General features: G+C 68.1%; 20 protein-coding genes. 12 read left to right on the plus strand and 8 right to left on the minus strand.

Annotated elements, in window-relative coordinates:
- Positions 1–977: GTP-binding protein (locus Psi02_RS14630; RefSeq protein ID WP_203974437.1), on the minus strand; the 977-nt coding region annotated here is incomplete at its 3' end.
- A 259-nt stretch (positions 978–1,236) separates the two neighbouring features.
- Between Psi02_RS14630 and Psi02_RS14635 the strand changes: the two genes are divergently transcribed.
- The 4 genes from Psi02_RS14635 to Psi02_RS14650 are packed head-to-tail and all read left to right on the plus strand — an operon-like array spanning position 1,237 to position 3,784.
- A complete protein-coding gene (locus Psi02_RS14635; RefSeq protein ID WP_203974439.1) occupies positions 1,237–2,052 on the plus strand; it encodes a methionyl-tRNA formyltransferase in 816 nt (271 codons plus the stop codon).
- Positions 2,053–2,107: 55 nt separating this feature from the next.
- Positions 2,108–2,767, plus strand: a complete 660-nt coding sequence (locus Psi02_RS14640; RefSeq protein WP_203974440.1) for an HAD hydrolase-like protein — start codon at positions 2,108–2,110, stop codon at positions 2,765–2,767.
- 41 nt (positions 2,768–2,808) lie between these two features.
- Positions 2,809–3,420: a DUF6199 family natural product biosynthesis protein gene (locus Psi02_RS14645; RefSeq protein WP_203974442.1), complete on the plus strand. Its 612-nt coding sequence runs from the start codon at positions 2,809–2,811 to the stop codon at positions 3,418–3,420.
- Between the two features lie 13 nt (positions 3,421–3,433).
- Entirely contained in the window at positions 3,434–3,784 is a 351-nt protein-coding gene (locus Psi02_RS14650; protein WP_203974444.1) for a hypothetical protein, read from the plus strand.
- A gap of 10 nt (positions 3,785–3,794) precedes the next feature.
- Here the strand turns inward: Psi02_RS14650 and Psi02_RS14655 are convergent, their stop codons facing one another.
- Positions 3,795–4,433, minus strand: a complete 639-nt coding sequence (locus tag Psi02_RS14655; RefSeq protein WP_203974446.1) for a maleylpyruvate isomerase N-terminal domain-containing protein — start codon at positions 4,431–4,433, stop codon at positions 3,795–3,797.
- Between the two features lie 87 nt (positions 4,434–4,520).
- Positions 4,521–5,747 (minus strand): beta-ketoacyl-[acyl-carrier-protein] synthase family protein, encoded by a 1,227-nt coding sequence (locus Psi02_RS14660; protein ID WP_239094892.1) that lies wholly within the window; start codon positions 5,745–5,747, stop codon positions 4,521–4,523.
- 369 nt (positions 5,748–6,116) lie between these two features.
- Between Psi02_RS14660 and Psi02_RS14665 the strand changes: the two genes are divergently transcribed.
- Positions 6,117–6,659: a hypothetical protein gene (locus tag Psi02_RS14665; protein ID WP_203974448.1), complete on the plus strand. Its 543-nt coding sequence runs from the start codon at positions 6,117–6,119 to the stop codon at positions 6,657–6,659.
- Positions 6,660–6,732: 73 nt separating this feature from the next.
- Here Psi02_RS14665 and Psi02_RS14670 read toward each other — a convergent pair whose 3' ends face one another.
- Complete coding sequence (locus Psi02_RS14670; RefSeq protein ID WP_203974450.1) at positions 6,733–6,882, minus strand: hypothetical protein; 150 nt, start codon at positions 6,880–6,882, stop codon at positions 6,733–6,735.
- A 208-nt stretch (positions 6,883–7,090) separates the two neighbouring features.
- Complete coding sequence (locus tag Psi02_RS14675) at positions 7,091–9,328, minus strand: discoidin domain-containing protein (protein WP_203974452.1); 2,238 nt, start codon at positions 9,326–9,328, stop codon at positions 7,091–7,093.
- Positions 9,329–9,666: 338 nt separating this feature from the next.
- Between Psi02_RS14675 and Psi02_RS14680 the strand changes: the two genes are divergently transcribed.
- The 6 genes from Psi02_RS14680 to Psi02_RS14705 all read left to right on the plus strand — a co-directional run bounded on the left by Psi02_RS14680 (position 9,667) and on the right by Psi02_RS14705 (position 16,230).
- Positions 9,667–10,677, plus strand: coding sequence for a LacI family DNA-binding transcriptional regulator (locus tag Psi02_RS14680; RefSeq protein WP_203974454.1), 1,011 nt, complete (start codon positions 9,667–9,669; stop codon positions 10,675–10,677).
- A 78-nt stretch (positions 10,678–10,755) separates the two neighbouring features.
- The gene (locus Psi02_RS14685) at positions 10,756–11,844 is read left to right on the plus strand and encodes an alpha-L-fucosidase (protein WP_203974456.1); all 1,089 of its coding nucleotides are present in this window, start codon (positions 10,756–10,758) and stop codon (positions 11,842–11,844) included.
- Positions 11,841–13,133, plus strand: a complete 1,293-nt coding sequence (locus Psi02_RS14690; RefSeq protein ID WP_203974458.1) for an ABC transporter substrate-binding protein — start codon at positions 11,841–11,843, stop codon at positions 13,131–13,133. Before Psi02_RS14685 ends, Psi02_RS14690 begins: the two co-directional genes overlap by 4 nt.
- A gap of 3 nt (positions 13,134–13,136) precedes the next feature.
- Entirely contained in the window at positions 13,137–14,081 is a 945-nt protein-coding gene (locus Psi02_RS14695) for a carbohydrate ABC transporter permease (protein WP_203974460.1), read from the plus strand.
- Positions 14,078–14,908: a carbohydrate ABC transporter permease gene (locus Psi02_RS14700; RefSeq protein WP_203974462.1), complete on the plus strand. Its 831-nt coding sequence runs from the start codon at positions 14,078–14,080 to the stop codon at positions 14,906–14,908. The genes Psi02_RS14695 and Psi02_RS14700 overlap by 4 nt, the downstream gene beginning before the upstream one ends.
- Positions 14,905–16,230 carry a glycoside hydrolase family 36 protein gene (locus tag Psi02_RS14705; protein WP_203974464.1) on the plus strand — a complete coding sequence of 442 codons (1,326 nt, stop codon included), beginning with the start codon at positions 14,905–14,907 and terminating at the stop codon, positions 16,228–16,230. The genes Psi02_RS14700 and Psi02_RS14705 overlap by 4 nt, the downstream gene beginning before the upstream one ends.
- 121 nt (positions 16,231–16,351) lie before the next feature.
- On the opposite strand, the gene Psi02_RS14710 is transcribed toward Psi02_RS14705, so the two are convergent.
- Both Psi02_RS14710 and Psi02_RS14715 read right to left on the minus strand, forming a co-directional pair.
- The gene (locus tag Psi02_RS14710) at positions 16,352–16,825 is read right to left on the minus strand and encodes a carbohydrate-binding protein (RefSeq protein ID WP_203974466.1); all 474 of its coding nucleotides are present in this window, start codon (positions 16,823–16,825) and stop codon (positions 16,352–16,354) included.
- Between the two features lie 321 nt (positions 16,826–17,146).
- Positions 17,147–17,536 (minus strand): hypothetical protein, encoded by a 390-nt coding sequence (locus Psi02_RS14715; RefSeq protein ID WP_203974468.1) that lies wholly within the window; start codon positions 17,534–17,536, stop codon positions 17,147–17,149.
- Between the two features lie 86 nt (positions 17,537–17,622).
- On the opposite strand from Psi02_RS14715, the gene Psi02_RS14720 reads away from it, so the two are divergent.
- Positions 17,623–17,799, plus strand: coding sequence for a hypothetical protein (locus Psi02_RS14720; RefSeq protein ID WP_203974470.1), 177 nt, complete (start codon positions 17,623–17,625; stop codon positions 17,797–17,799).
- 272 nt (positions 17,800–18,071) lie between these two features.
- On the opposite strand, the gene Psi02_RS14725 is transcribed toward Psi02_RS14720, so the two are convergent.
- On the minus strand, positions 18,072–20,339 hold the full coding sequence (locus Psi02_RS14725) for an ABC transporter domain-containing protein (protein ID WP_203974472.1): 2,268 nt from the start codon (positions 20,337–20,339) through the stop codon (positions 18,072–18,074).
- Between the last annotated feature and the right edge of the window lie 105 nt (positions 20,340–20,444).

Here is a 20,444-nt window from a genome sequence, read left to right on the forward strand (position 1 = left end):
TGCTCGTTGCCCTGCTCGTTGCCCTGCTCGTTGCCCTGCTCGTTGCCCTGCTCGTTGCCCTGCTCGTTGCCCTGCTCGTTGCCCTGCTCGTTGTCGCCGCGGAAGCGCAGCCGGTCGCGCGTCCGGACGGTTCCGGAGAACATGCGGACGTAGGCGATCTTCTCCCCTGCCGGGCCGCGCTCGACCTTGAACACGGTGCCGGAGACGGGCCCGTCGGCGTCCCCTTCGCCTGCGGGAAGCAACTCGGTGATCCCGGAGATCAACGCGTCCACGCCGGCGCCTGTGATCGCTGAGCCGAAGAACACCGGGTGCACCAGGGCCCGCTTGGTCTGCGCCGCGAGTTCGTCGCGGAGCCTGCCGTACGCGACCGGGGTCTCGTCGTCGACGTACGCGGCCAGGATCGCGTCGTCGTGGCGGGCGAGGAGATCGGCCAGCGCCGCCGTGAAGGCGCCGTCGGCCGCGCCGTACGGTGTGAAGCCGGCGTCGCGCGCGCCGAGGCCGTGCGCCGACCCCATCGGGACGACGTACGGCGTCAGCGTCTCCGTGATGTTCCGCAGGACGTGTTCGTCCTGCGCGCCCCCGCGGTCGATCTTGTTCACGAAGATGAGGGTGGGGATGCGCAACCGCTGCAGCGTCCGCATCAGCACACGGGTCTGCGCCTGCACACCCTCCACGGCGGAGATCACCAGCACGGCGCCGTCGAGCACGTTCAGCACCCGCTCGACCTCGGCGATGAAATCCGGGTGACCCGGCGTGTCGATCAGGTTGACCGTGACGTCGCCGATGACGAACGACACGACGGCTGACTTGATGGTGATTCCGCGCTGACGTTCCAGCGCCAGGGAATCGGTCTGGGTGTTGCCGTCATCGACGCTGCCGATCTCGTCGATGACACCGGCGGCATGCAGCAGCCGCTCGGTCAGGCTGGTCTTACCAGCGTCTACATGCGCCAAGATCCCCAAGTTCAGCGTGCTCACGTAGCGTCATGTCCTTTGGGTAGGTGGAATTCGCCTGCTGGGTGGACATGCATGCTGCGCGCATTTCGCCTCCTTGGTGGATCGGCTGTCACTGCGAGTACAACAGACGGCCGTCTGACGAGACAACCGATTTGTTGAGCGCCCCCAGCGAGGTGAGGTGCGTCTCACGAGTCTCCGCCTCCCGGCCGGGCCCTGACAGGTGTGGCAGACTTTCCGCGTGAATGCACCAAAGCTCCGCATTGTGGCAATGCATGCCTATATGCCGGGATATCGCCTGGTCGCCGACTGGGTGGAACGACACGGCCACGAGATCGTCCTGGTGGTGACGCCGCCGACCGGCGCCAACGAGCGCTACGACAAGAAGGCGACCCCGTTCGTCGTCGATCTCCCGCGTGGCGCCAACGTGCTCGTCACCGGGCAACTGCGCTCGATCGCCGCCCCGGTGATCGAGTCGCTGCTGCCCGACCTGGTGATATCCGCCGCGTTCCCTCGGCTGATCCCCTCCGAGATCCTCGGCATCCCCAAGTACGGTGCGCTCAACCTGCACCCGTCGCCGCTGCCCACCGGCCGCGGGCCCAATCCGGGGCGCCTGGTCTATGAGGGCGCCACCACGGCCGGGGCCACCCTCCACCGGACCGAGCAGGACTTCGACACCGGCGCCATCCTGAGCCAGCGCGAGCGACCGCTGCCGGACGATCTCGACGGTCCCACATTGTTCGCGATGTGGAACGAGATGCTGGCCGAATGCCTCGAGGAAGGCGCGGCCCGCGCCGTCGCGGGCGAACCCGGCACCCCGCAGGATCCGGCCAGGGCATCGGAGGCACCGTTCTACACCGACGCCGAGTGCCTCATCGACCTCACGGAACCCGTCGTCACGATCCGCCGCCGGGTCGCCGCGCTGAACGTCACCTCCCCCAAGGCGCGGATCCGCCTCGACGGCGCCGAGGAGACGGTCCACCGCGTGTACGGCGTGCCCGCCGACCGGCGGGCCTCACCCGGGACCGTGCTGGAGCGGCATGCGGACGGGTGGACGGTGCAGGCCGGCGACCAGCCGCTCCGTATCCTCACCGCCTAGGCCGGGAGCACGCCCGGCACCCGGTAGACGACGACCAAGGAGCGGACGGCCGCACATGACGCCTCCCCGGTACTGCCTTTTCGACCTCGACGGCACGCTGACGAATCCCGAGACCGGAATCGTCCGCTCGATGCAACACGGCCTGTCGGCGATGGGACTGCCCGAGGTGGACCACGCGATCCTCCGCGCCTCCATCGGGCCTCCGCTGCAGGACGTCTTCGCCCGGCTCGGAGTCGAGGACGTCGACGCCGCCGTGGTCGCGTATCGCGAACGGTTCACCGAAGTCGGGATGTACGAGAACGAGGTCATCCCGGGAATCCCCGCCGTCCTGGAAGCCCTCGTCGCCGACGGCTGGACGCTGGGCGTGGCGACGTCCAAGCCGGCCGTCTTCGCCGAGAAGATCCTGGAGCACTTCCAGCTCGACGGCTTCTTCACCTACGTGGCCGGGGCGACCCTCGACGGGGCCCGGCGGTACAAGACCGATGTCGTCCGCCACGCGCTCGACGTGCTCGGCGCCCCGCCCGAGGCGACCGTCATGGTCGGCGACCGCCGCGAGGACGTCGCGGGCGCCGCCGAGTGCCGCGTGCGGACCGTCGCCGTCCGCTGGGGATTCGGCGAGCCGGATGAGTTCACCGCTCCGGAGGTCATCTCCGTGGTCGACACGCCCGAAGCCCTTCTCACCGTCCTCAGGGAGACGGTTCGTCCGGCAGCGTGATCTCTCCCGCGACCTAGATCACCGGGGGGTAGTGTTCGGCTGTGCAGCAGAAGATCGCGGCTTATGTACCCCCTGGCGGTTATCCGGGGGCGGACCTCGACATCGGAGTTGCGGTAGCGGTGGGAGCGACCATCGGGGTCGTCATGCTGCTGGTCGCCCTGATCAATCCGAAAGAGCGCTGGTGGTCGTCCACCGCTTGGCGCTTTCGCAATCCGGATGCCGTCGAGCCGAGCGATGCCGCTTACACCGCCAGTCGGATGGGCTGGGTTGTCAGCGCACTGGCGGTCTTCGCGCTGACCGGCGGTCTGGTGGCCTTCGTCCATCACCAGGCAGCCGAGCAGCGCAAAGAGGCCCAGGAATTCGACCTGGTACCGGCGCGGGGAGACGGCGGTGCCGACATGTTCAAGGCCGCCACCATCACGCAGAAGATCCTTCAGCTGAGCTTCGAAGAGTCCCGGGAACCGCGCACGCTCGCCGGACAGGTGGCCACGTCAGTCGAGCCCGGTGCCACGGTGACGTTCCCCGCCAAACCCGAATTCGTCGCCCTTACCCTGGCCGACGGGAAGAGCTTCTGCCTGAACCTGCCGACTGCCGCACCGGTCAAGGCACCCGGCCCGTTCGACCCCGTCGTGGCGGTCCCGGGCCCCTGCTGAGAGGGGAACCGACATGATGACCCGGCCCGGCGACTACGGCGCCCCCGGATCGCTGGCCAAGGTGCTGGCGGACGTCACCGCGGAACGCGTGGCCCAGGACGCCATGTGGGGGGTGCAGGAACACCCCGACGGCACCGGGCCGGAGCGCCGGCCCGACGCCGACCGGGCCAGGCAGGCGGTGGAGGACGCCGCGGCCCGCGGCCTGCCCACCTGGCGGGACATCCTCTACGAGGAGGTCATGGAGGCGTTCGCCGAGGACGATCCCGAACGTCTGCGCGCCGAGCTGATCCAGGTCGCCGCGGTGGCGGTCAAGTGGGTGCAGGCGCTGGATCAGCGCGTACGGCCGGCCCCTCCCCAGACGTAGCCGCGACTCGTCAGAGGGCGGAGATCGAGACGGGCGCGCGTTCGGCGCGGCTGAGCGCACGCACCACATCGGTCTGGCCGTGCCGGCGCAGTGCGATCCGCGACAGCAGGTCGACGACGGTCTCGACGGCCTCCGAGGGCAGTTCGGGCGTCGGCACCCCCACGCTGTAGGCCAGGTCGTCGCAGTGGACGACGACCTCCAACAGCCGGCTCGTCACGAAGTCGTCCAGGCTGATCGACCACGGCCCCCAGGTCGGGCGCCGCACCGGCCGCGACGGCGCGGACGGCAGCACCGCCCGCAGTTCCTCGACGACACCCTCGACCTGGCTCGCCAGCGCCGCCGCGCCCTCCGCCGCGTCCTTCTCGCCGCTCGTCCGGATGCCCACGTTGAACGGATCGTCGATGTCCGATCCGATCCAGCTCACCCGTGCGTAGTAGTCGTGGATCGGGATGATCTCCTCCGTGGGCACCGGTTCGGCGAGCACCTTGGGGATGAAGAAGATCTGCCCGGCGAGGTGACCCGCCAGCCCCTGGACACTGAGCTTCGGCAGCGCACTCGGCTCATGCCATGCGGCCGCCACCTGAGGAGCGGCGATCAGCTTCGCCGCCGACTCGGCCGCCGTGAGGTAGAGATCTCTGATGTGCGTCATGCCAGTGCCTCCCTGGGCTTCGGTGATTCCGACGATGCGGGAAACGTCAAGATCCCGCAGAGGATTCCGGCGAGGCCGCCACGCGCTTCACCGCTGAACGGTGAAGGCCAGAGACGCATTGTGGCCGCCGAAGCCGAAGGAGTTGGCCACCGCCGCCGTCCACCGGCCCTGACGTGGCCGCCCGGTGACGACGTCGAGTCCGACCTCCGGGTCGAGGTCGTCCAGGTTGCGGATGGCGGGAATCACGCCATCGCGGATGGCGAGGATCGCGGCGACCGCGCCCATCGCCCCGGCGGCCCCGCACATGTGCCCGGTCATCGACTTGGTGGCGGTGACCGCTGGATGCGTTCCCAGCGCCTCGGCGATCGAACGGGTCTCCGTCAGGTCGCCGGTCGGGGTCGACGTGGCATGGGCGTTCACGTGGCCGACGTCGAGCGTGTCCAGGCCCGCCGAGTCCAGGGCCAGCCGCATCGCTCGGACCTGACCGGCCACGTCGGCGGCGGTAATGTGGTGGGCGTCGGACGTGGTGCCCGCGCCGGCCAGCGTGGCGTGCACCCGGGCCCCACGGGCGGCGGCGAACTCCTCGCGTTCGAGGACCACCAGGGCCGCTCCCTCGCCGAGGACGAACCCGTCGCGCCCGGTGTCGAACGGCCGGGAGGCCTCCTGCGGAGCGTCGTTGCGCCTGGACAAGGCCCTGGCCTGGGCGAACCCGGCGAGGGTGAGCGGGTGCACGCAGGCTTCCGCGCCGCCGGCGATCACCACGTCCGCACGGCCGAGGCGGATGAGGTCCAGGCCCATGGCGATCGCCTCCGCGCCGGAGGCGCACGCGCTCACCGGCGTGTGAGCGCCGCCCCGGGCGCCGAACTCGATGCTGACCACGGCCGCGGGGCCGTTGGGCATCAACATGGGCACCGTGTACGGAGAGACCTTCCTGGGCCCGGACTCTTCGAGGAGGTCGTCCTGGGCGAGCGTGGTCAGCACCCCGCCGACACCCGTGCCGATCACGACCGCCAGGCGCTCGGGCTCGACCTCGGGGGCGCCGGCGTCCGCCCACGCCTCCCGCGCGGCGACGAGAGCGGCCTGCTGGCAGCGGTCCAGCCGCCGGGCCGGCACCCGGCCCAGCACCTCGGCGGGGTCCACCCGCATCCGCCCGGCGATCCGTACGGGCAGGTCCTCCGCCCAGTCCTCGTCCACCAGGGCGATGCCGGATCGCCCGTCCAGCATGCCGCCCCATGTGGAGGCCACGTCCCCGCCCAGCGGGGTGGTGGCACCGAGCCCGGTGACCGACGCGCCCGCCTTCATTCCGTCTCCCATCGACGACCCCTTCCGTTCCTGGATCCGCCCCTGAATCCGCCTGGGCGATGCCTCGGGGGCGCTCCCCCACAACGCTGCCAGGGCGTACCGGGCCGGGCAGGTGGCCTGATCAACGAAAAAGTCGCGGGAGATTTGTCGCCGATGTCAAGATCACGTCGAGCCGTACGGCCGTAGCCGAGCCGCCTCGGACCGATTTTCGAATTCCCCCAAAACGGTAAAAACTTCCCATACGTGATGATCATCACATCATAGGATGAATGGAACTAAACCCGCTGAGCTCGCGGTTTACACACACGTAACACAGAGCACGCGCAACGTCTGGCGTCAATGGAGTCACCGGACGAGCGTGCACATCAGGGGGTTTGGACCATGAGCAAGATCACTCGTCGCCTGGCGACCGCGGCTGCCACTCTGGCTGTCACGGGGGGCGTCATCTTCGCCGCGGGTGGGGCCGCTTCAGCAGCCACGGTTGAGAGTGTCAGCCACAGCACCGTCTCCGCGAGCCATCTGACGGTGCGGCACAACAGTGACACCCAGCGGTGGGACGGATCGCGGTGGTGGTACCGCTACAACGGCCACGGCGACTGGTACAGCTCCAGCCACGGCACGCGTTACCGCTTCGACGGCCACCACTTCTACCGGTGGACCGGTGGCAAGTGGAAGGCCGTCTCGGCGACGTACGCCCGGCAGCACGACCTGAACGGCCGGTACTTCTCCCACAACTACTCGCATCACGACAACGGCAACAACGGGCACAACAACGGGCACGGCAACGGGCACGGCAACGGGCACAACAGCGGCCACGACAACGGCGGCAAGGGCCACAACGACAACGACCACGGCAGCAACGGGCACAACGGCGACAGCCACGACGACCACAACGACAACGGCCACTCCGGCCACGGGCACTGACCCAGTGGGCCGCCGGCCCGGTGTGACCACCGGGCCGGCCCGGGCCTCGCGATCGGCTTTCATCCACCGGCTTTCATCCACGCCGCATCGGGGCCCGCACGCCGTGCTTGCGGTGCACGCCGTACATGAAGTCCATGGAGTGCATGCCGTACACGGAGTGCATGCCGTACATGCCGCGCATGCCGTGCATGCCGTGCATGCCGTGCATGATCACGATTGGCATCACCGCAGGTCAGCGTGCATTCTTCCGAACCTGCGCATGATCACGAAACTTGTTTCCGCAGCTCACGCCATCAATCCACGAATGTGTGCATGATCACGCCCGGGGGGGTCAGGCGGCGCCCGGGGGGTCAGGCGGCGCGGGGGCGGCCTGCCCGGCGGACACAGGCGCCGGGCAGGCCGCTCACTCGTTCCAGCTGACCGTGAACGTTCTAGCTGACTGTGAAGCCGTCCAGATCGGGTGCGTTGGCGGTGTCGTTGAAGAACTTCAGCGTGTTGAAGCCGGCGTTCATCGGCACCGTGACGGTCGTCGTGATGGGCGAATCGAAGGACGTCCCCGTGAGTGTCGCCGTCACGGCAGGCCCGCCGTTGACGCTCACGGAGAACGACCGGGTGCCGCTCACCGTTCCGGCGATCGTCAGCTGCCTGTCGCCCGCGGCCGGCACGTTGACGTTGTACGTCGCGTAGTTGGAGGTGTTGTTGCCGATGAAGCGCACCTTCGCGCCGCCCGAGCAGGCCGCGCACGTGTCGGCTCTGGCGGACCCGCTCAGCACGCCGCTCTCTCCTTCGATCGAGACCGGCAGGGTGGCGCCTCCGCCGTCGCCGTCGTCATCCTTGATCGGCTTCCCGTGCCGGACGAAGCCGTCGCCGATCCAGGCCTCGTCGATGCGGAGCCGCTTGTATCTCGTCGTGTCGGTCGCCGCCGCGTAGGTGTTGAGCACCTCGAGCCGGACGTGGGCGGCCTTGTCGACCGCCGTGGTGTCGGGCAGCTTGATGACCTCCACGCCACGCTGACTGGGCAGAGTGCCGGCCATGACCGGTGTGCCCCAGTCGACGCCGTCCTTGCTCACGTAGACCTGGTAGTCGCGGATGCGGGCCGACTGCTCGGTCGCGGACCGCGCGTAACTCACCGAGTCCTCACGCTGGTTGAGGCCGATGTACTTCACCTTCTTGGCCTTGCCCAGGTCGAAGTCGAGCGAGACGGGCAGCGTCTTGTCGTTGTCCCAGTACGTCAGGTAGTCGCCGTCACCGGCTGCCGCGGCGTCGTGGCCGCCCGCGGACGCGGTGGCGGTCACGGTCACCCCGGACAGGGTCTTGTCCCGGCCCTTGGACGTGACCTTGAGGACCGTGTCGTACGGATCCCACTCGGAGATCCCGGTGATGGCGAGGGTGCCGTCCGACTGGGAGAACTTCAGCTTCGCGCCGGTGCGCAGGTTGGTCACACTCTTGATCTTGTAACCGTTGTCGCCCAGCTTCAGGGTGGTGGTCCCGGTCGGCGGGGTGACGACGTGGACGTAGTGGAGGTTCGGGTCCGTTCGGCTGATCGTGGTGACCCCGTGGGCGCCGTTGTTCCAGCCGCCGGGCTCAAGCCCGCCGTACATGTATCCGCCGCCCTCGACGCCGTGCAGCGACTCCCAGATCTGGTCGAGGTACTCGTCGGCGAAGTCGTTGAACGCCTCCTGCTTGCTGGGGAAGCGGCCGTTGACCATGGCCTGCTCGTCCATGAGCGCCTTGATCGAGGATCCGACGTTGGTGACCAGCCTGCCCAGCGAGACCCGGTAGTCGACGGACGGGTCGACTCCGTCGTACCACCAGTTGCCCGTCGTGGGGAGCTTGAAGTCGGCCTCGGTGAGCCGCGGCTGTGCCGTGTAGACCGCCTGGGGGTAGTCGTACGACGGCGTCATGCCGGTCTTCTGCTCGTTGCTGATCATGTCCATTTCTGGCGTGTCTTCGTTGTTGTTGCTGAGCGTGTAGTTGGGCCGCAACTGGTGGATCTGCTCGTACAGGTGGTTCTTCTCCCAGTACGCGTTGTCGTTGTCGATCCAGAACCCGCCGAGGTCCGGGTAGCGGTTCATGACCTCGAAGAAGTTGTCGTAGCTGAACTCGCCGAAGCCGTCGCGGGTGGTGATGTCGACGTCGTGCCCCTTGTACGCGGAGTACGCGGCCGAGTCGAGCCAGCTTCCGGACGTGAGGCCCTGCGTGTTCCACTGCGGGTCGTCGGTCATGTACAGGATGACCTTCATGCCCCGCGGCTTGGCCGCGTCGACCAGTTCGCCGAGGAAGTCCCGCTGCGTGCTGCAACTGCCCGGGATGGCGGACGGCCACGGGCGGGCGTAGCCCAGCCGGCTGTGGAAGGTGGCCAGGACGATGTACTGCGTGTGCAGTTTCTGCGCCTCGTCCAGCCAGTAGTCGGGGGTCCAGCCGCCGTCGGTGACGTCGGCCTCCCACTGGGCGCAGTCGGTGTGCTGGGGCGCGGTGCGCTCGCCCCAGTGCAGGAACAGCCCTCCGACCGAACCGCGGAGGAAGTCCTGACGCGGATTCTGGAGATCCGCGTGAGCGGGACTAATCATGATCATGTTCAGAACCAGGGCGACCGCCGCGGCGACCGCCGCGGAAGCCTTGAGTCGCCGTCGTCTTCTCACCCGGTCGTCGGGTAAGGCGTTGACCATGGAGAACTCCTTCGAGCCTGCGATAACGAGTGTCGTGGGCCGACGCCCGTGAGCGCTCACGGGCGAGTTTCGACGCCTTCACAACCTCCGGGATGGCGTCGCCGCATGGCGATCCGGCAAACCGCCGTGAGCGCTCACGGCAAGCCGTCCGGATCGCAAAGATTGGATCTGTGGACTGTGATCCCACAAAAACGAGCCGTCTGTCAACGGTGAAGCCGGATCGACCCGGGAGGAAACGGCAGGCATACATCGGATCTATGGCCTTGGCCGACCCGTCGCATCCCACCTGTACGGCCGCCCGATACGCCGAAGGCGTCCAGGGAGGTTACAGTCCCAACGTGCCGACCAACAGAAAACCTCGGGTCACCATCGACCAAGTGGCGCAGGCGACCGGAGTCTCCCGCCAGACCGTGTCTCGGGCGATCAACAACAAGACCGAGATAGATCCCGAGACCCGGCAGCGGATCCTCGACGCGGCCCAGGCGATGGGATACCGCCCGAGCCGCTTCGCCCGGGGGCTGGTCCGTCAGGACCTGATCACCATCGGCCTGGTCATCGCCGACGTGCTGAACCCGTTCTTCCCCGAGGTGACGGCGGGAGTGCTGGAAGCCGCCGAACGCCGGGGGTGGCAGGTCGTCGTCTACAACACCGGCTCGGAGCGCCGCAAGGAGCTGGAAGTCGTCGACATGCTCTTCGACCAGGTGGACGCGGGTGTGGCCTTCCTGCTCCACCATGACGCGATCGCCAAGGCGACGGCGGGCAACCTGCCGTTCGTCCTGCTGGACAAGGGCGGCAGGGCGCCGGCCGTGCCCGGGGTCCGGATCGACTTCGAGGGCGGGGCGCGGCGCGGCCTGGAGTATCTGATCGGCCGGGGGCACCGCCGGATAGCGATGCTGGACGACGAGGCGTACCTGTCGGCCGAGGCGCCGAACACCCGGCGCGAGCTGTACCTCAAGGTCATGGGTGAGCACGGGATACCGGTCGACATCAACTGGATCCAGCCCGCGCACAACTCGATCGACGGCGGCGCGGCGGCGATGGAACGGCTGCTGTCGGCGCACCGGGACGTCACGGCGGTGTTCGCCTACAACGACCTGATCGCCATCGGCGCCCAGCTCAGGGCGCGTGCGCTCGGCCTGCGCGTGCCGGAGGACTGCGCGTTCCTCGGTTTCGACGGCCTGAGCATCGGCGAGCTCGTGGAGCCTCCGCTGACCACGCTCCACATCGACAAGCGACGGCTGGGCGAGATCGCCGTGGAGCAGGCGGCTCTGCTGCTCGGCGGCATGAGCGAGGACGAGATCCCCGAGGCCGTTATCGAACCGCAACTGATCGTGCGGGCCTCTGCCTGATCACTCACTATTGACATTCGCGCCCTGTTGCAAGAATGTCTCCGTGAACGCTCACGTGAGCGGTAACGAGGAGGTGTCATGATCGGGCGGAACGAGGTCGTCCAGGCTCTCGACGCCGACCTCGCCGCTCTGGCCCACGGTCGCCAGAGGTGGTTGCGGGACGACGTCCTCGGCCTGCTCCTCCACTGGGGAATGCGCACCTCGCCTCCGTACACGGACGTGCGGGCGTGGGAGGACCGGGTCACGGCCGACGGGTGGACCCCCGGCCACTGGGTCGACCGGGCCGTCCAGTTGCACGCCGGCTACCTGGTGTTCGCGTCCTTCCACAGCCGGCTCGGCTATGTCCGCGCGTGGCCGTCGGAGATCCCCGGCAGCCCCGTCACCCGGCGGGACTTCCTGGGCGAGCTGATCTCGGCGGCCGCGTCCAGAGGTCTCAAAGTCCTGCTGTACATGACCGACGACCCCAAGTGGCACGACGAGGACGGCCTCGGGTCCCTCGACTCGGCGGCCTACTCCGCCTACAAGGACCGGCCCGTGGACCTGACCACCCGCGACGGGTTCGGGGAGTTCGCCGCCGACAACTTCGCCGAGGTCATGCGCCGCCACCCGGATCTGGCCGGGTTCTGGATCGACAAGGAGAACGCCCACTGGAGGCGGACCGGCCTCTACGACCGGATCCGGGCGGAACGGCCCGGCTGGATCCTGGCCTGCAACGACCCGGATCTCCCGTCCGCGGACACGGCCATGGACGTCGTCTGCCCCGGCGTCACCACGGACGTCCCCCTTCCGCGCGTGACCGAGTCCTCCTTCACCGTCGGCGGCGGCTGGTGGTACGACGGGTCGGATCCGGAGGTGGACCACGTCAGGATCATCAGACGGATCGTCGCCAACGCCGGTTCCTCCACCAAGTCGCTCCTGGGTTTCGGATCGCGGCACGACGGCCGGTTCACCCCGAACCAGGAGGCGTTCTGCGACTTCGCGGCGGCCCACCTGGACGGCATCGGGGAGTCGCCCGGCGGCACCGAAGACTTCTTCCTGGACACTTTGTCCCGCTCTGAAGAGCGACCCGGGCCCACCACTGCCCGCACACCATCGGGGACCGCTTCGCCGCATCCGGCGGCGTCAGAATTCACCCCTCATCACTCATCGGAAGGCACATCGTCATGAAGCACAAAGCTTTACTGACGGCTCTCGTCACCACCCTCGCGGCCGGCGCGTGCACCGTCGGCGAGCAGCAGACCCCGGAGTCGAGCGGCGGCACGGCCAAGAAGGAGATCAGCTTCCTGGTCTTCGAGACGCCCAACCTGACGCCGCAGGTGTGGGACGCGGCGATCAAGCGCGTGACCGACAAGTATCCCGACATCTCGGTGAAGAAGCTGGTCGCCCCGAGTGAGGACCGGGTCTCCTACGCCAAGCAGCTCCTCGCCTCCGGCCAGTTCCCCGATGTCATGATCGCGGTCTCCCCCGCCGGGTTCGCGGAAAGCGGCGCCATGGCCGCCTTCACTCCGGACGAGCTGAAGGACTTCGACTTCCCGAACAACGGCGCGGTCCAGGGCAAGATCTACCAGCTGCCCACCAACACCCAGACGATCCCGGTCGTCTACTACAACAAGGACCTGTTCGCCAAGGCCGGCATCACCGGCACCCCGAAGACGTACGCCGAACTGGTCGACGACGCCGCCAAGCTCAAGGCGAAGGGCATCACCCCGTTCGTGACCGGCGGCGGCAAGGACCCCTTCGCCTCCACACTCGCGTGGACGGCCACGCTCGCCACCGACGTGTACGCCAAGACCCCCGACTGGATGGCCAAGCGGCGGGCCGGGACCGTGAAGTTCACCGACCCCGACTTCAAGAAGGCCACGACCAAGTTCGCGGAGCTCGCCAAGCAGGGCTACATCGACAAGAAGGACGTCTCGCGCGACTACGCGGCGACTGAGCAGGCCTTCTTGGACGGCAAGGGCGCGATGTACCCGATGGGCAACTGGTTCGCCGCCGCCGGGGACGACCCCAAGCGCAAGCCCACGTGGGAGATCGGCGCGTTCAACTGGCCGAGCGACGACGGAAGCGTGGTCGTGCCCGCCTTCACCGGCGGCGGCCTGTCGGTGAGCGCCACCGCCAAGAACCTGCCCGAGGCCAAGAAGTTCGCCCTGGCGTACACGCTCGACAAGACCAACCTGGACGCCTCCGTCCACAACGACGGGCTCTATCCCGCGATCAAGGGGTACACGCCGCCCGCCGACACCGGCGCGGTCTTCAAGCTCGGCTACGACCTCTACCAGGAGGGCGTGAAGAACAACAGCGTCACCCAGGCGTTCAGCTGGGAGGCCGGCGACGACGGCATGCTGCCCGGCGTGGTCGACAAGTGGCGGGCCGGCGCGCAGGACCTCATCACCGGCAACAAGACCGTCGACCAGGTGCTCGCATCCCTCGACGACGAGTGGTCCAAGGCGTCCTGACCCATGGCAGTCGATGTAAGGACGACATCCGTCCCCGCCTCCGCGACCCACAGGTCGCGGAGGCCGCGCCTGCCGTCGGCGGAACGGCTGCGCTCGTTCGCGGTGTTCGGCGCACCGGGGCTGCTGGTCTACGCCTGTTTCGTGCTCGCGCCGATCGCGATCAGCTTCGGGTACAGCCTCACCAACCACAACCCGTTCAACCCGCCGACCAAGTTCGTGGGCCTGCGTAACTACCAGATGCTCTTCACCGACAGCGAGTTCCTCACCTCGCTCCGGGTGACCACGATCCTCACGGTCATCGTGGTGATCGTGCCGAACGTGGCCGGGCTCGGCATCGCCGTGCTGCTGGACCGCAAGGGCTGGCTCTACAACGCCCTGCGCACCGTGTTCTTCACGCCTATGGTGCTCAGCTCGGTGGTGGTGAGCATCGTGTGGACCCGCATGCTGGACGACGAGGGGCTGGTCAACCAGGCGCTACGGGCCCTGGGAGTGGACCGGCCGCCGGGCTGGCTGTCCGATCCCCGGCTCGCGCTGTACTCGATCGCGATCATCCTGTCCTGGCAGATGCTCGGCTTCTGCGTCGTGGTGTACCTGGCCGGGCTGCAGGGCGTGCCCAACGAGCTGGCCGAGGCCGCGTCCATCGACGGCGCCGGTCCGGTGCGGCGCTTCCGGTCGATCACCTGGCCGCTGCTCGCACCCTCGCTGACCATCAACACGGTGGTGCTGCTCATCACCGCGTTCAAGATCTTCGACCACATCCAGGTGATCACGCACGGCGGGCCCGGCACCGGGACGACCGCGACCATCGCCTACGACGTCCTGCAGACCGGCCTGGTGGCCAACCGGCAGGGCTACGCGTCCGCGATGGCCATCGTGATGCTCGTGATCATCGCGGTCGCGGCCGGGGTGACCCTCCGGATCCTCAACCGCCGGGAGGTGAACCTGTGAAGGACGCCCGCATGCCGTGGTTGCGGCCGGTCGTCGCGCTGATCATCAGCGCGTTCTTCCTCGTGCCGCTCTACATGATCCTCGTCAACGTGTTCAAGCAGGGCGAGAAGATCACCCAGTCGCCGGCGTCCCTGCCGGCCCCGCCCACGCTCGGCAACATCATCGGGCTGCTCAGCCGTACGGACAACCTGTTCTGGGCGAGCCTGTCCAACAGCATCGTGGTCACCACGCTGTCGATCATCCTGCTCACGATCCTGTCCGCGATGCTGGGCCACTTCCTCGCCCGGTCGCGGAGCAGGTGGGCCCGGGTGGCCATGCTCCTGCTGCTGGCCGGCCTGATGATCCCGCCGCAGGTGATCCTCATGCCGATCACCCAGGTGCTCCGGGCCTTCGGGCTGATGAGCACGCTGCAGGGGCTCGTCCTGTTCAACGTGGGGTACTACATCCCGTTCGGCGTCTTCGTGTTCTCCGGATTCCTCCGGGGCATCCCGATCGAACTGGAGGAGGCCGCGGCCATCGACGGCGCGAGCCGTTCACGCATCTTCTGGCGGGTGGTGTTCCCCCTGCTCCGGCCCGCCACCGCAAGCGTCCTGATCTTCCTGGGCGTGTGGATCTGGAACGACTTCATCGATCCGCTGGTCATCCTCGGACCGTCCCAGGGGACCACGATCACCACCGGGATCTACCGCTCCATCGGCCAGTACCAGGCCGACTTCGGCACGGTCTTCGCCCTGATGTTCCTGGCCACGCTGCCCGTGCTGATCTTCTATCTGTTCCTGCAGAAGCACTTCGTCAAGGGCCTAACGGGAGGAGCCACCAAAGGATGATTTTTCATCCGATCGCCGAGATCCCGGTCGATCCGGCACACGGGCTGGTGCACGCGCACGGCTGGCAGAGCTGGACGCCGACCACGGCGCTCCCCGTCGGCGGCCGCGGCTTCCAGCCGGTGGAGCCGATCATGCAGACGATGCGCTACCGGCCGGGACTCCCCGCGCCCGACGACGGATTCCAGGGCGAGGGGCTGCTCGCGGTGGCCCCGGAGCCGGACGGCCCGGTACGGCTGTTCGCCGCCAGGGACGGCCTGGTGAAGGTCCCCGCGATCCGGGCCCGCCTGGTGGGCGACCAGATGGTGATCACGGCCGACGAGCCGGGCGAAGTCGTCGAGAAGACCTTCGCCGGGCCGATCGACGTCGCGCTCGGCGCCTGGGCCGACGGCTTCGCCGCCGGGGCGGGCACGGGCCCGCTGCGCAGGCCGCCCACCGTGTGGTGCTCCTGGTACCACTACTACGAGGACGTCACCGAGGACGACGTGCTGGAGAACCTCCGCGCCGTCGGCGAACGCGACCTGCCCGTCGACGTCATCCAGATCGACGACGGCTGGCAGGCCGAGATCGGTGACTGGTTGACGCCGTCGGGACGTTTCTCCTCGATTCCGGAGACGGCCGGGCGCATCCACGCCGAGGGCAGGCGCGCGGGGCTCTGGCTCTCGCCGTTCCTGGTCGGGGCGCGCAGCGAGATCGCCCGCAGGCATCCCGAGTGGCTGGTGGGCGACGCCGGGCACAACTGGAACCAGGACCTCCGCGGGCTCGACGTCACGCACCCGGGGGCGTCCGCCTATCTCCGCGAGGTCTTCCAGACCCTGCGCGGCTGGGGGTTCGACTATTTCAAGCTCGACTTCCTGTACGCCGGCGCGCTGGCGGGGCCGCGGCATTCGGGGGCCTCGCCGATCGCCGCGTACCGGGAGGGAATGGCTCTCATCCGTGCGGCCGTCGGGCCGCAGCCGTACCTGCTGGGCAGCGGAGCACCGATCCTGCCCAGCGTCGGGCTCGTCGACGCCATGCGGGTCTCCCCCGACATCGCCGCCGGTTATGACGCGGGGACCGGCGATCTGTCCGACCCCTCGCAGCGGGCCGCTGCGCTCTCGACGGCCGGCCGCTCCTGGCAGCACGGCCGCCTGTGGGTGAACGACCCGGACTGCCTGATCGTCCGCCCCGCCGTACAGCGCCGGGAGCAGTGGACCGCGACCGTCGAACGGTACGGCGGCCTCCGCGCGACCTCCGACCGGATCGCCGACCTGGACGACTGGGGCCTGGAGACCACCCGTCGCGTGTTGTCCTCGGTCCCCCCGCCGACCCCCTTCACACCGTAGGGAGAACCTCATGGCGATCGAGACGGTTTCCGGCCGGTGCGGGGGCCTGGCCGTCACGGTGGCCTGAGACTCCCGCCGCCAGTGGGCCCCCGGGGCGGCACCGGGGGCCCACTGAAAACGATCAGCCGACGGTGATCTTGTCGAGGTCGGGCGCGTTGGCGCCGTTGTTGTAGAAGCGGATGGTGTTGTTCCCCGCGTTGAGCGTGACGTTCATCGTCGCGCTCGCCGGGGTGGACCAGCTCGTGCCGGTCAGCGGCAGTTCGGCTCCGGTGCCGCCGTTGACGCTGACGAAGAACGACCGGGTGCCGTCGACCTCGCCGTACACCGTGAGCTGTTCGGTGCCCGCCGTCGCGGCGCTGACCGTCAAGGTGGCGTAGTTCGCCGAGTTGTTCCCGATGAACCGCACTTTCGCGCCGCCGGAGCAGGTCGCACAGGCCGCGACCACCGCGGAGCCGTTCAGCGTGCCGGCCTCGGCCTCGATCGAGGTCGTCCCGCCGCCTGCGCCGCTCCCGGCGTAGGCGCCGCCGATCCAGGTCTCGTCGACCCGCAGCCGCTTGTAGCGGGTGGTGTCGGTCGAGGCGGCGTAGGTGTTCACCACTTCCAGCCGGACATAGCGAGTGGTGGTGGCCGGCGGTGTGCCCGCTCGCCGAGGCGGTGGCGCCGACCGTGACACCCGAGTAGATCCCTTCCCGGCCGCTGCTCGTGACCTTGAAGACCGTGTCGTACGGATCCCAGGAGGAGACGCCGTTGATCGTCAGAGTCCCGTTGGCCTGGGTGAAGCCCAGCGCGGCGCCGGTGCGCAGGTCGGTCACGCCGGCGATCCGGTAACCGTTGTCACGCACCTGCAGCGTGCTCCCCGACGGCGGGGTGACGACATGGATGTAGTGCAGGTTCGGGTTGGTCTTGCTGATCGTCGTCACACCGTGGGCTCCGTTGTTCCAGAACCCGGGGGCTTGAGACCGCCGTACATGTACCCGCCGCCCTCGGTGCCGTTCAGCGACGGCCAGATCTGGTCCAGGTAGTCGTCGGCGAAGTTGTTGAAGGCCTCCTGGTTCGACGGGAACTTACCGTTGACCTGGGCGGTCTCCGCCATGAGCGCTTTGATGGACGAGCCGGCGTTGGTGACGAGACGGCCGAGGGTGAGCTTGCGATCGACCGCCGGGTTGGACCCGTCGTACCACCACGCACCGGTGGAGGGGAGCTTGAAGTCGGCCTCGATCAGCCGCGGCGCCGCCGTGTAGACCGCCTGCGGGTAGTCGTAGGCCGGGGACATGCCGGTCTTCTGCTCGTTGCTGATCATGTCCATGATCGCCGGAGTAGGCCGAGGAGTCCAGCCAGTCACCGGAGCTCAGCCCGTCGGCGTGCCACTGCGCGTCGTCGGTCATGTAGAGGATGACCTTCAGGCCCTGCGCGTTCGCCGCCGTGATCAGCTCACCGAGGAAGTCCCTGCTGGTGCGGCAGCTTCCGAGGATCGCCGACGGCCACGGCCTGGCGTACCCGAGCCGGCTGTGGAAGGTGGCGAGCACGATGTACTGCGTGTGCAGCTTCTGGGCCTCCGACACCCAGTAGCCGGGGGTCCATCCGCCGTTGGTGACGTCGGCCTCCCGCTTGGCGCAGTCGGTGTGCTGCGGCGACGTGCGCTCGCCCCAGGGCAGGAACAACCCCGACACGGAGGATCTTTCGTCTGTGATCCCACGGATCCCCGGACCTGTCAACAGGCAGGCGATCTTCCCGTGGCCGCTGGCGGTGCAGCGTCCCGGCGCGCGGACGCGGTCGCGAACCGAGCGCCGGACGCGCTCGCGAACCTCGGCGTCCGAGGAGGCGCGCCGACGGCGATCCGCTCACGCCGGGTCCGCCGGCAGGTCCCACGTCTCGAGGTCCCAGCTGCGTCGCACTGAGGAGATCGCCCGCCAGGCCAGCCGCGTGTCCAGCGCGAACGCGCGGCGGGCTGCCGCCAGGGCGTCGAACTCGGCCCCTTCCTTCATCCGGGCAGCCGTCAGGTCGTCCGCGAACACCTGCTCCAACGTCGAGCAGAAGTAGGCGTAAACCACGAAGTCGAGTGCTGAATCATCCGACGCGCAGGACAAGGCGATCTTCAGGACCTCGGGCGCCGAGATGCCCGGGGCCTCGTTTCGTGAGAGTCCGTGCAGCAGATCGAGCATGTCCGGCTTGATCGAATGCGCGGCGGACAGCGCCATGATGGCCTTCGCCTTGTGCATCAGATCTTCGCGGATGATCGCCGAACAGATGCGGGCCAGCGTGGCGGCCTCGGACAGGTCGTGCCCGTTGCGGACCACCCGCCGCGCCGCCCGGATGAGATCACGGGGCAGGCCGCCGGAAAGGCAGTGGCAGAAGGCGACATACGGTTCGGTCAGCCCCACGACGCGCCGGTACAGCAAGCGCAGGGACTCCTCGTAGGCGAGCGGCCCCACTTGGATGATTTCGTCGAACGAACTGTCGAAGGCGTCCCTGAACGGCAGCCCGCGACGCTCGAAGGCGTTCATCGCGTCATCGGAGACAGAGACCATGAAATGGATTCGGCTCAACCCGAGAACGCCCTTGATGTCATTGAGGAAACGTTCGGCCTCCTGGCCGGAGCCCATCTTGTCCAGCTCGTCGATGCCGATGAAGAGACGATGGTCGGGTTGGAGGAATTCAGCCACGTCGTCGGCGAAGGCGCGGAAGGTCGCGACGATCTCTGGATAGCTCAGTGGTTGTTCGACTCGAGAAAGTCCCATCGTCCGCTGGCCGTCCAGGCCGATCGGAAGTTTCAGCGTCCCGGACCATCCCGAGGTGTGGGTCTGTAGATATCGGATCTGGACCAGATATCGTCGCGCCCGTCTGGCCAATGCCTGCTCCACCCCGCTCGCCGCCCTCCACCTCGTATGGCGGAGATACAGCAGGACAAGAATGTGACCCGCCCCCGCCACCATGACGCCGGCCGCGACCAGATTCGCGCTCAAACCGATTCTGCGAAGCGCGTCGGCGCCGGACGCCACCCAATCCCGGCCGGTAAGCGCCATGACGAACGCGTTGAATCCGTCCAGCAGATCGCCGAAGAAGTCGGGCCATCTCATGATCGTCCAGGCGATCGCACCGTAACCGATCACGCGCAGAACATGACCGACGACCCGAGACCGGCGCCGCATCTGTGATGCGTCCGGCAGTCTCAGGTAGCGCAACGTCCTGCGGCAGAAGGTGGCGAACAGATGAAGGACGAAGTCGCGCGGCGCGTACTCGACGGGGGCCGACACCAGGCAGCGCAGATCGCCTCGTTCGTGCGAGCCCTGAGGGTCCTCGCAGAATCGCCTGATCAGGGTCGACTTTCCGGCGCCTCGGGGACCTGCGATGCCGATGCTCGCGCCCGAGACGCGGCTCAGGAGCGCGTCGAGCTCCCGCGCGACCGCCGTCGGGACGTGATAACTACTGTCGAAGACCTCGCTGAGTCCCGGACTGGCGTAGACGGTGAATGAATTGCTTAGATGATCCCGCCTGAGCGCGTTGATGCGCAGCCTTACCTGCGCGGCCAATTCGTGTTCTTTCAACGCCGCGATGAGCACGTTTCGAGGCGACGACGAGCCCTCGAATTCAGAGACCCACGTCGTCACGACGGGCAACGCCCACGCGTGGATACGTTCTAAATAGCGATGCGCCCCCTCGCCACCGAGGAGTCGGGATCCCGCGAAGGCGAGACCGCTGATCACGGTGATCACCAGCCCTGGCCAGATCAGCAGGCTCAGGCCACTCCAGATGCCGCCGAAGAGCCCCGCGACGACCGTCGCCAGCCCGATCACACCCGCGACGAGCGCCCTCTTGGCCAGTTGGACGTCGCGTTCGTCCTCCTTCAGTGCATCACGGATACCATCGGCCACCGTCACCACACGGGCGGCTATGTGCTCCCGCGATCTGCGGTACTCGGCCCACTCCCGAGGGGTGGCGGCCAGCACGGTGGCCGCATCTCGAATCATCGCGGCGCGCACCTGACCCGGTGTCACCCAGACGTAGTCGAATGCGTCGCGGATCTCCGGATCCCGCAAGGTCTCGCCGACCGCCGCCATGTACTGGTCGTAGAGAATCGCGTCGGCATTCAGGGGATCACCGATGTCCATACGGGGAACCTTGGGGCTGCCGCGCCTGGTGAGTCAAGGAAACAGACGGGGCGTGTAGGCGCCGGGGAATCGAGCGCGGCTGACGCTTCAATACGGAGCGCGCTC

Origin of the sequence: Planotetraspora silvatica (assembly GCF_016863315.1) — a bacterium.
GTDB classification, from domain to species: domain Bacteria; phylum Actinomycetota; class Actinomycetes; order Streptosporangiales; family Streptosporangiaceae; genus Planotetraspora; species Planotetraspora silvatica.

Bases quoted from the DNA above. Each gene is read 5' to 3' on its own strand.
- Psi02_RS14635 (WP_203974439.1), top strand. From the start codon at position 1,237: ATGCCGGGATATCGCCTGGTCGCCGACTGGGTGGAACGACACGGCCAC.
- Psi02_RS14640 (WP_203974440.1), top strand. From the start codon at position 2,108: ATGACGCCTCCCCGGTACTGCCTTTTCGACCTCGACGGCACGCTGACG.
- Psi02_RS14650 (WP_203974444.1), top strand. From the start codon at position 3,434: ATGATGACCCGGCCCGGCGACTACGGCGCCCCCGGATCGCTGGCCAAG.
- Psi02_RS14655 (WP_203974446.1), bottom strand. From the start codon at position 4,433: ATGACGCACATCAGAGATCTCTACCTCACGGCGGCCGAGTCGGCGGCG.
- Psi02_RS14660 (WP_239094892.1), bottom strand. From the start codon at position 5,747: ATGGGAGACGGAATGAAGGCGGGCGCGTCGGTCACCGGGCTCGGTGCC.
- Psi02_RS14665 (WP_203974448.1), top strand. From the start codon at position 6,117: ATGAGCAAGATCACTCGTCGCCTGGCGACCGCGGCTGCCACTCTGGCT.
- Psi02_RS14670 (WP_203974450.1), bottom strand. From the start codon at position 6,882: ATGCCAATCGTGATCATGCACGGCATGCACGGCATGCACGGCATGCGC.
- Psi02_RS14675 (WP_203974452.1), bottom strand. From the start codon at position 9,328: ATGGTCAACGCCTTACCCGACGACCGGGTGAGAAGACGACGGCGACTC.
- Psi02_RS14685 (WP_203974456.1), top strand. From the start codon at position 10,756: ATGATCGGGCGGAACGAGGTCGTCCAGGCTCTCGACGCCGACCTCGCC.
- Psi02_RS14690 (WP_203974458.1), top strand. From the start codon at position 11,841: ATGAAGCACAAAGCTTTACTGACGGCTCTCGTCACCACCCTCGCGGCC.
- Psi02_RS14695 (WP_203974460.1), top strand. From the start codon at position 13,137: ATGGCAGTCGATGTAAGGACGACATCCGTCCCCGCCTCCGCGACCCAC.
- Psi02_RS14705 (WP_203974464.1), top strand. From the start codon at position 14,905: ATGATTTTTCATCCGATCGCCGAGATCCCGGTCGATCCGGCACACGGG.
- Psi02_RS14715 (WP_203974468.1), bottom strand. From the start codon at position 17,536: ATGGACATGATCAGCAACGAGCAGAAGACCGGCATGTCCCCGGCCTAC.
- Psi02_RS14720 (WP_203974470.1), top strand. From the start codon at position 17,623: ATGACCTTCAGGCCCTGCGCGTTCGCCGCCGTGATCAGCTCACCGAGG.
- Psi02_RS14725 (WP_203974472.1), bottom strand. From the start codon at position 20,339: ATGGACATCGGTGATCCCCTGAATGCCGACGCGATTCTCTACGACCAG.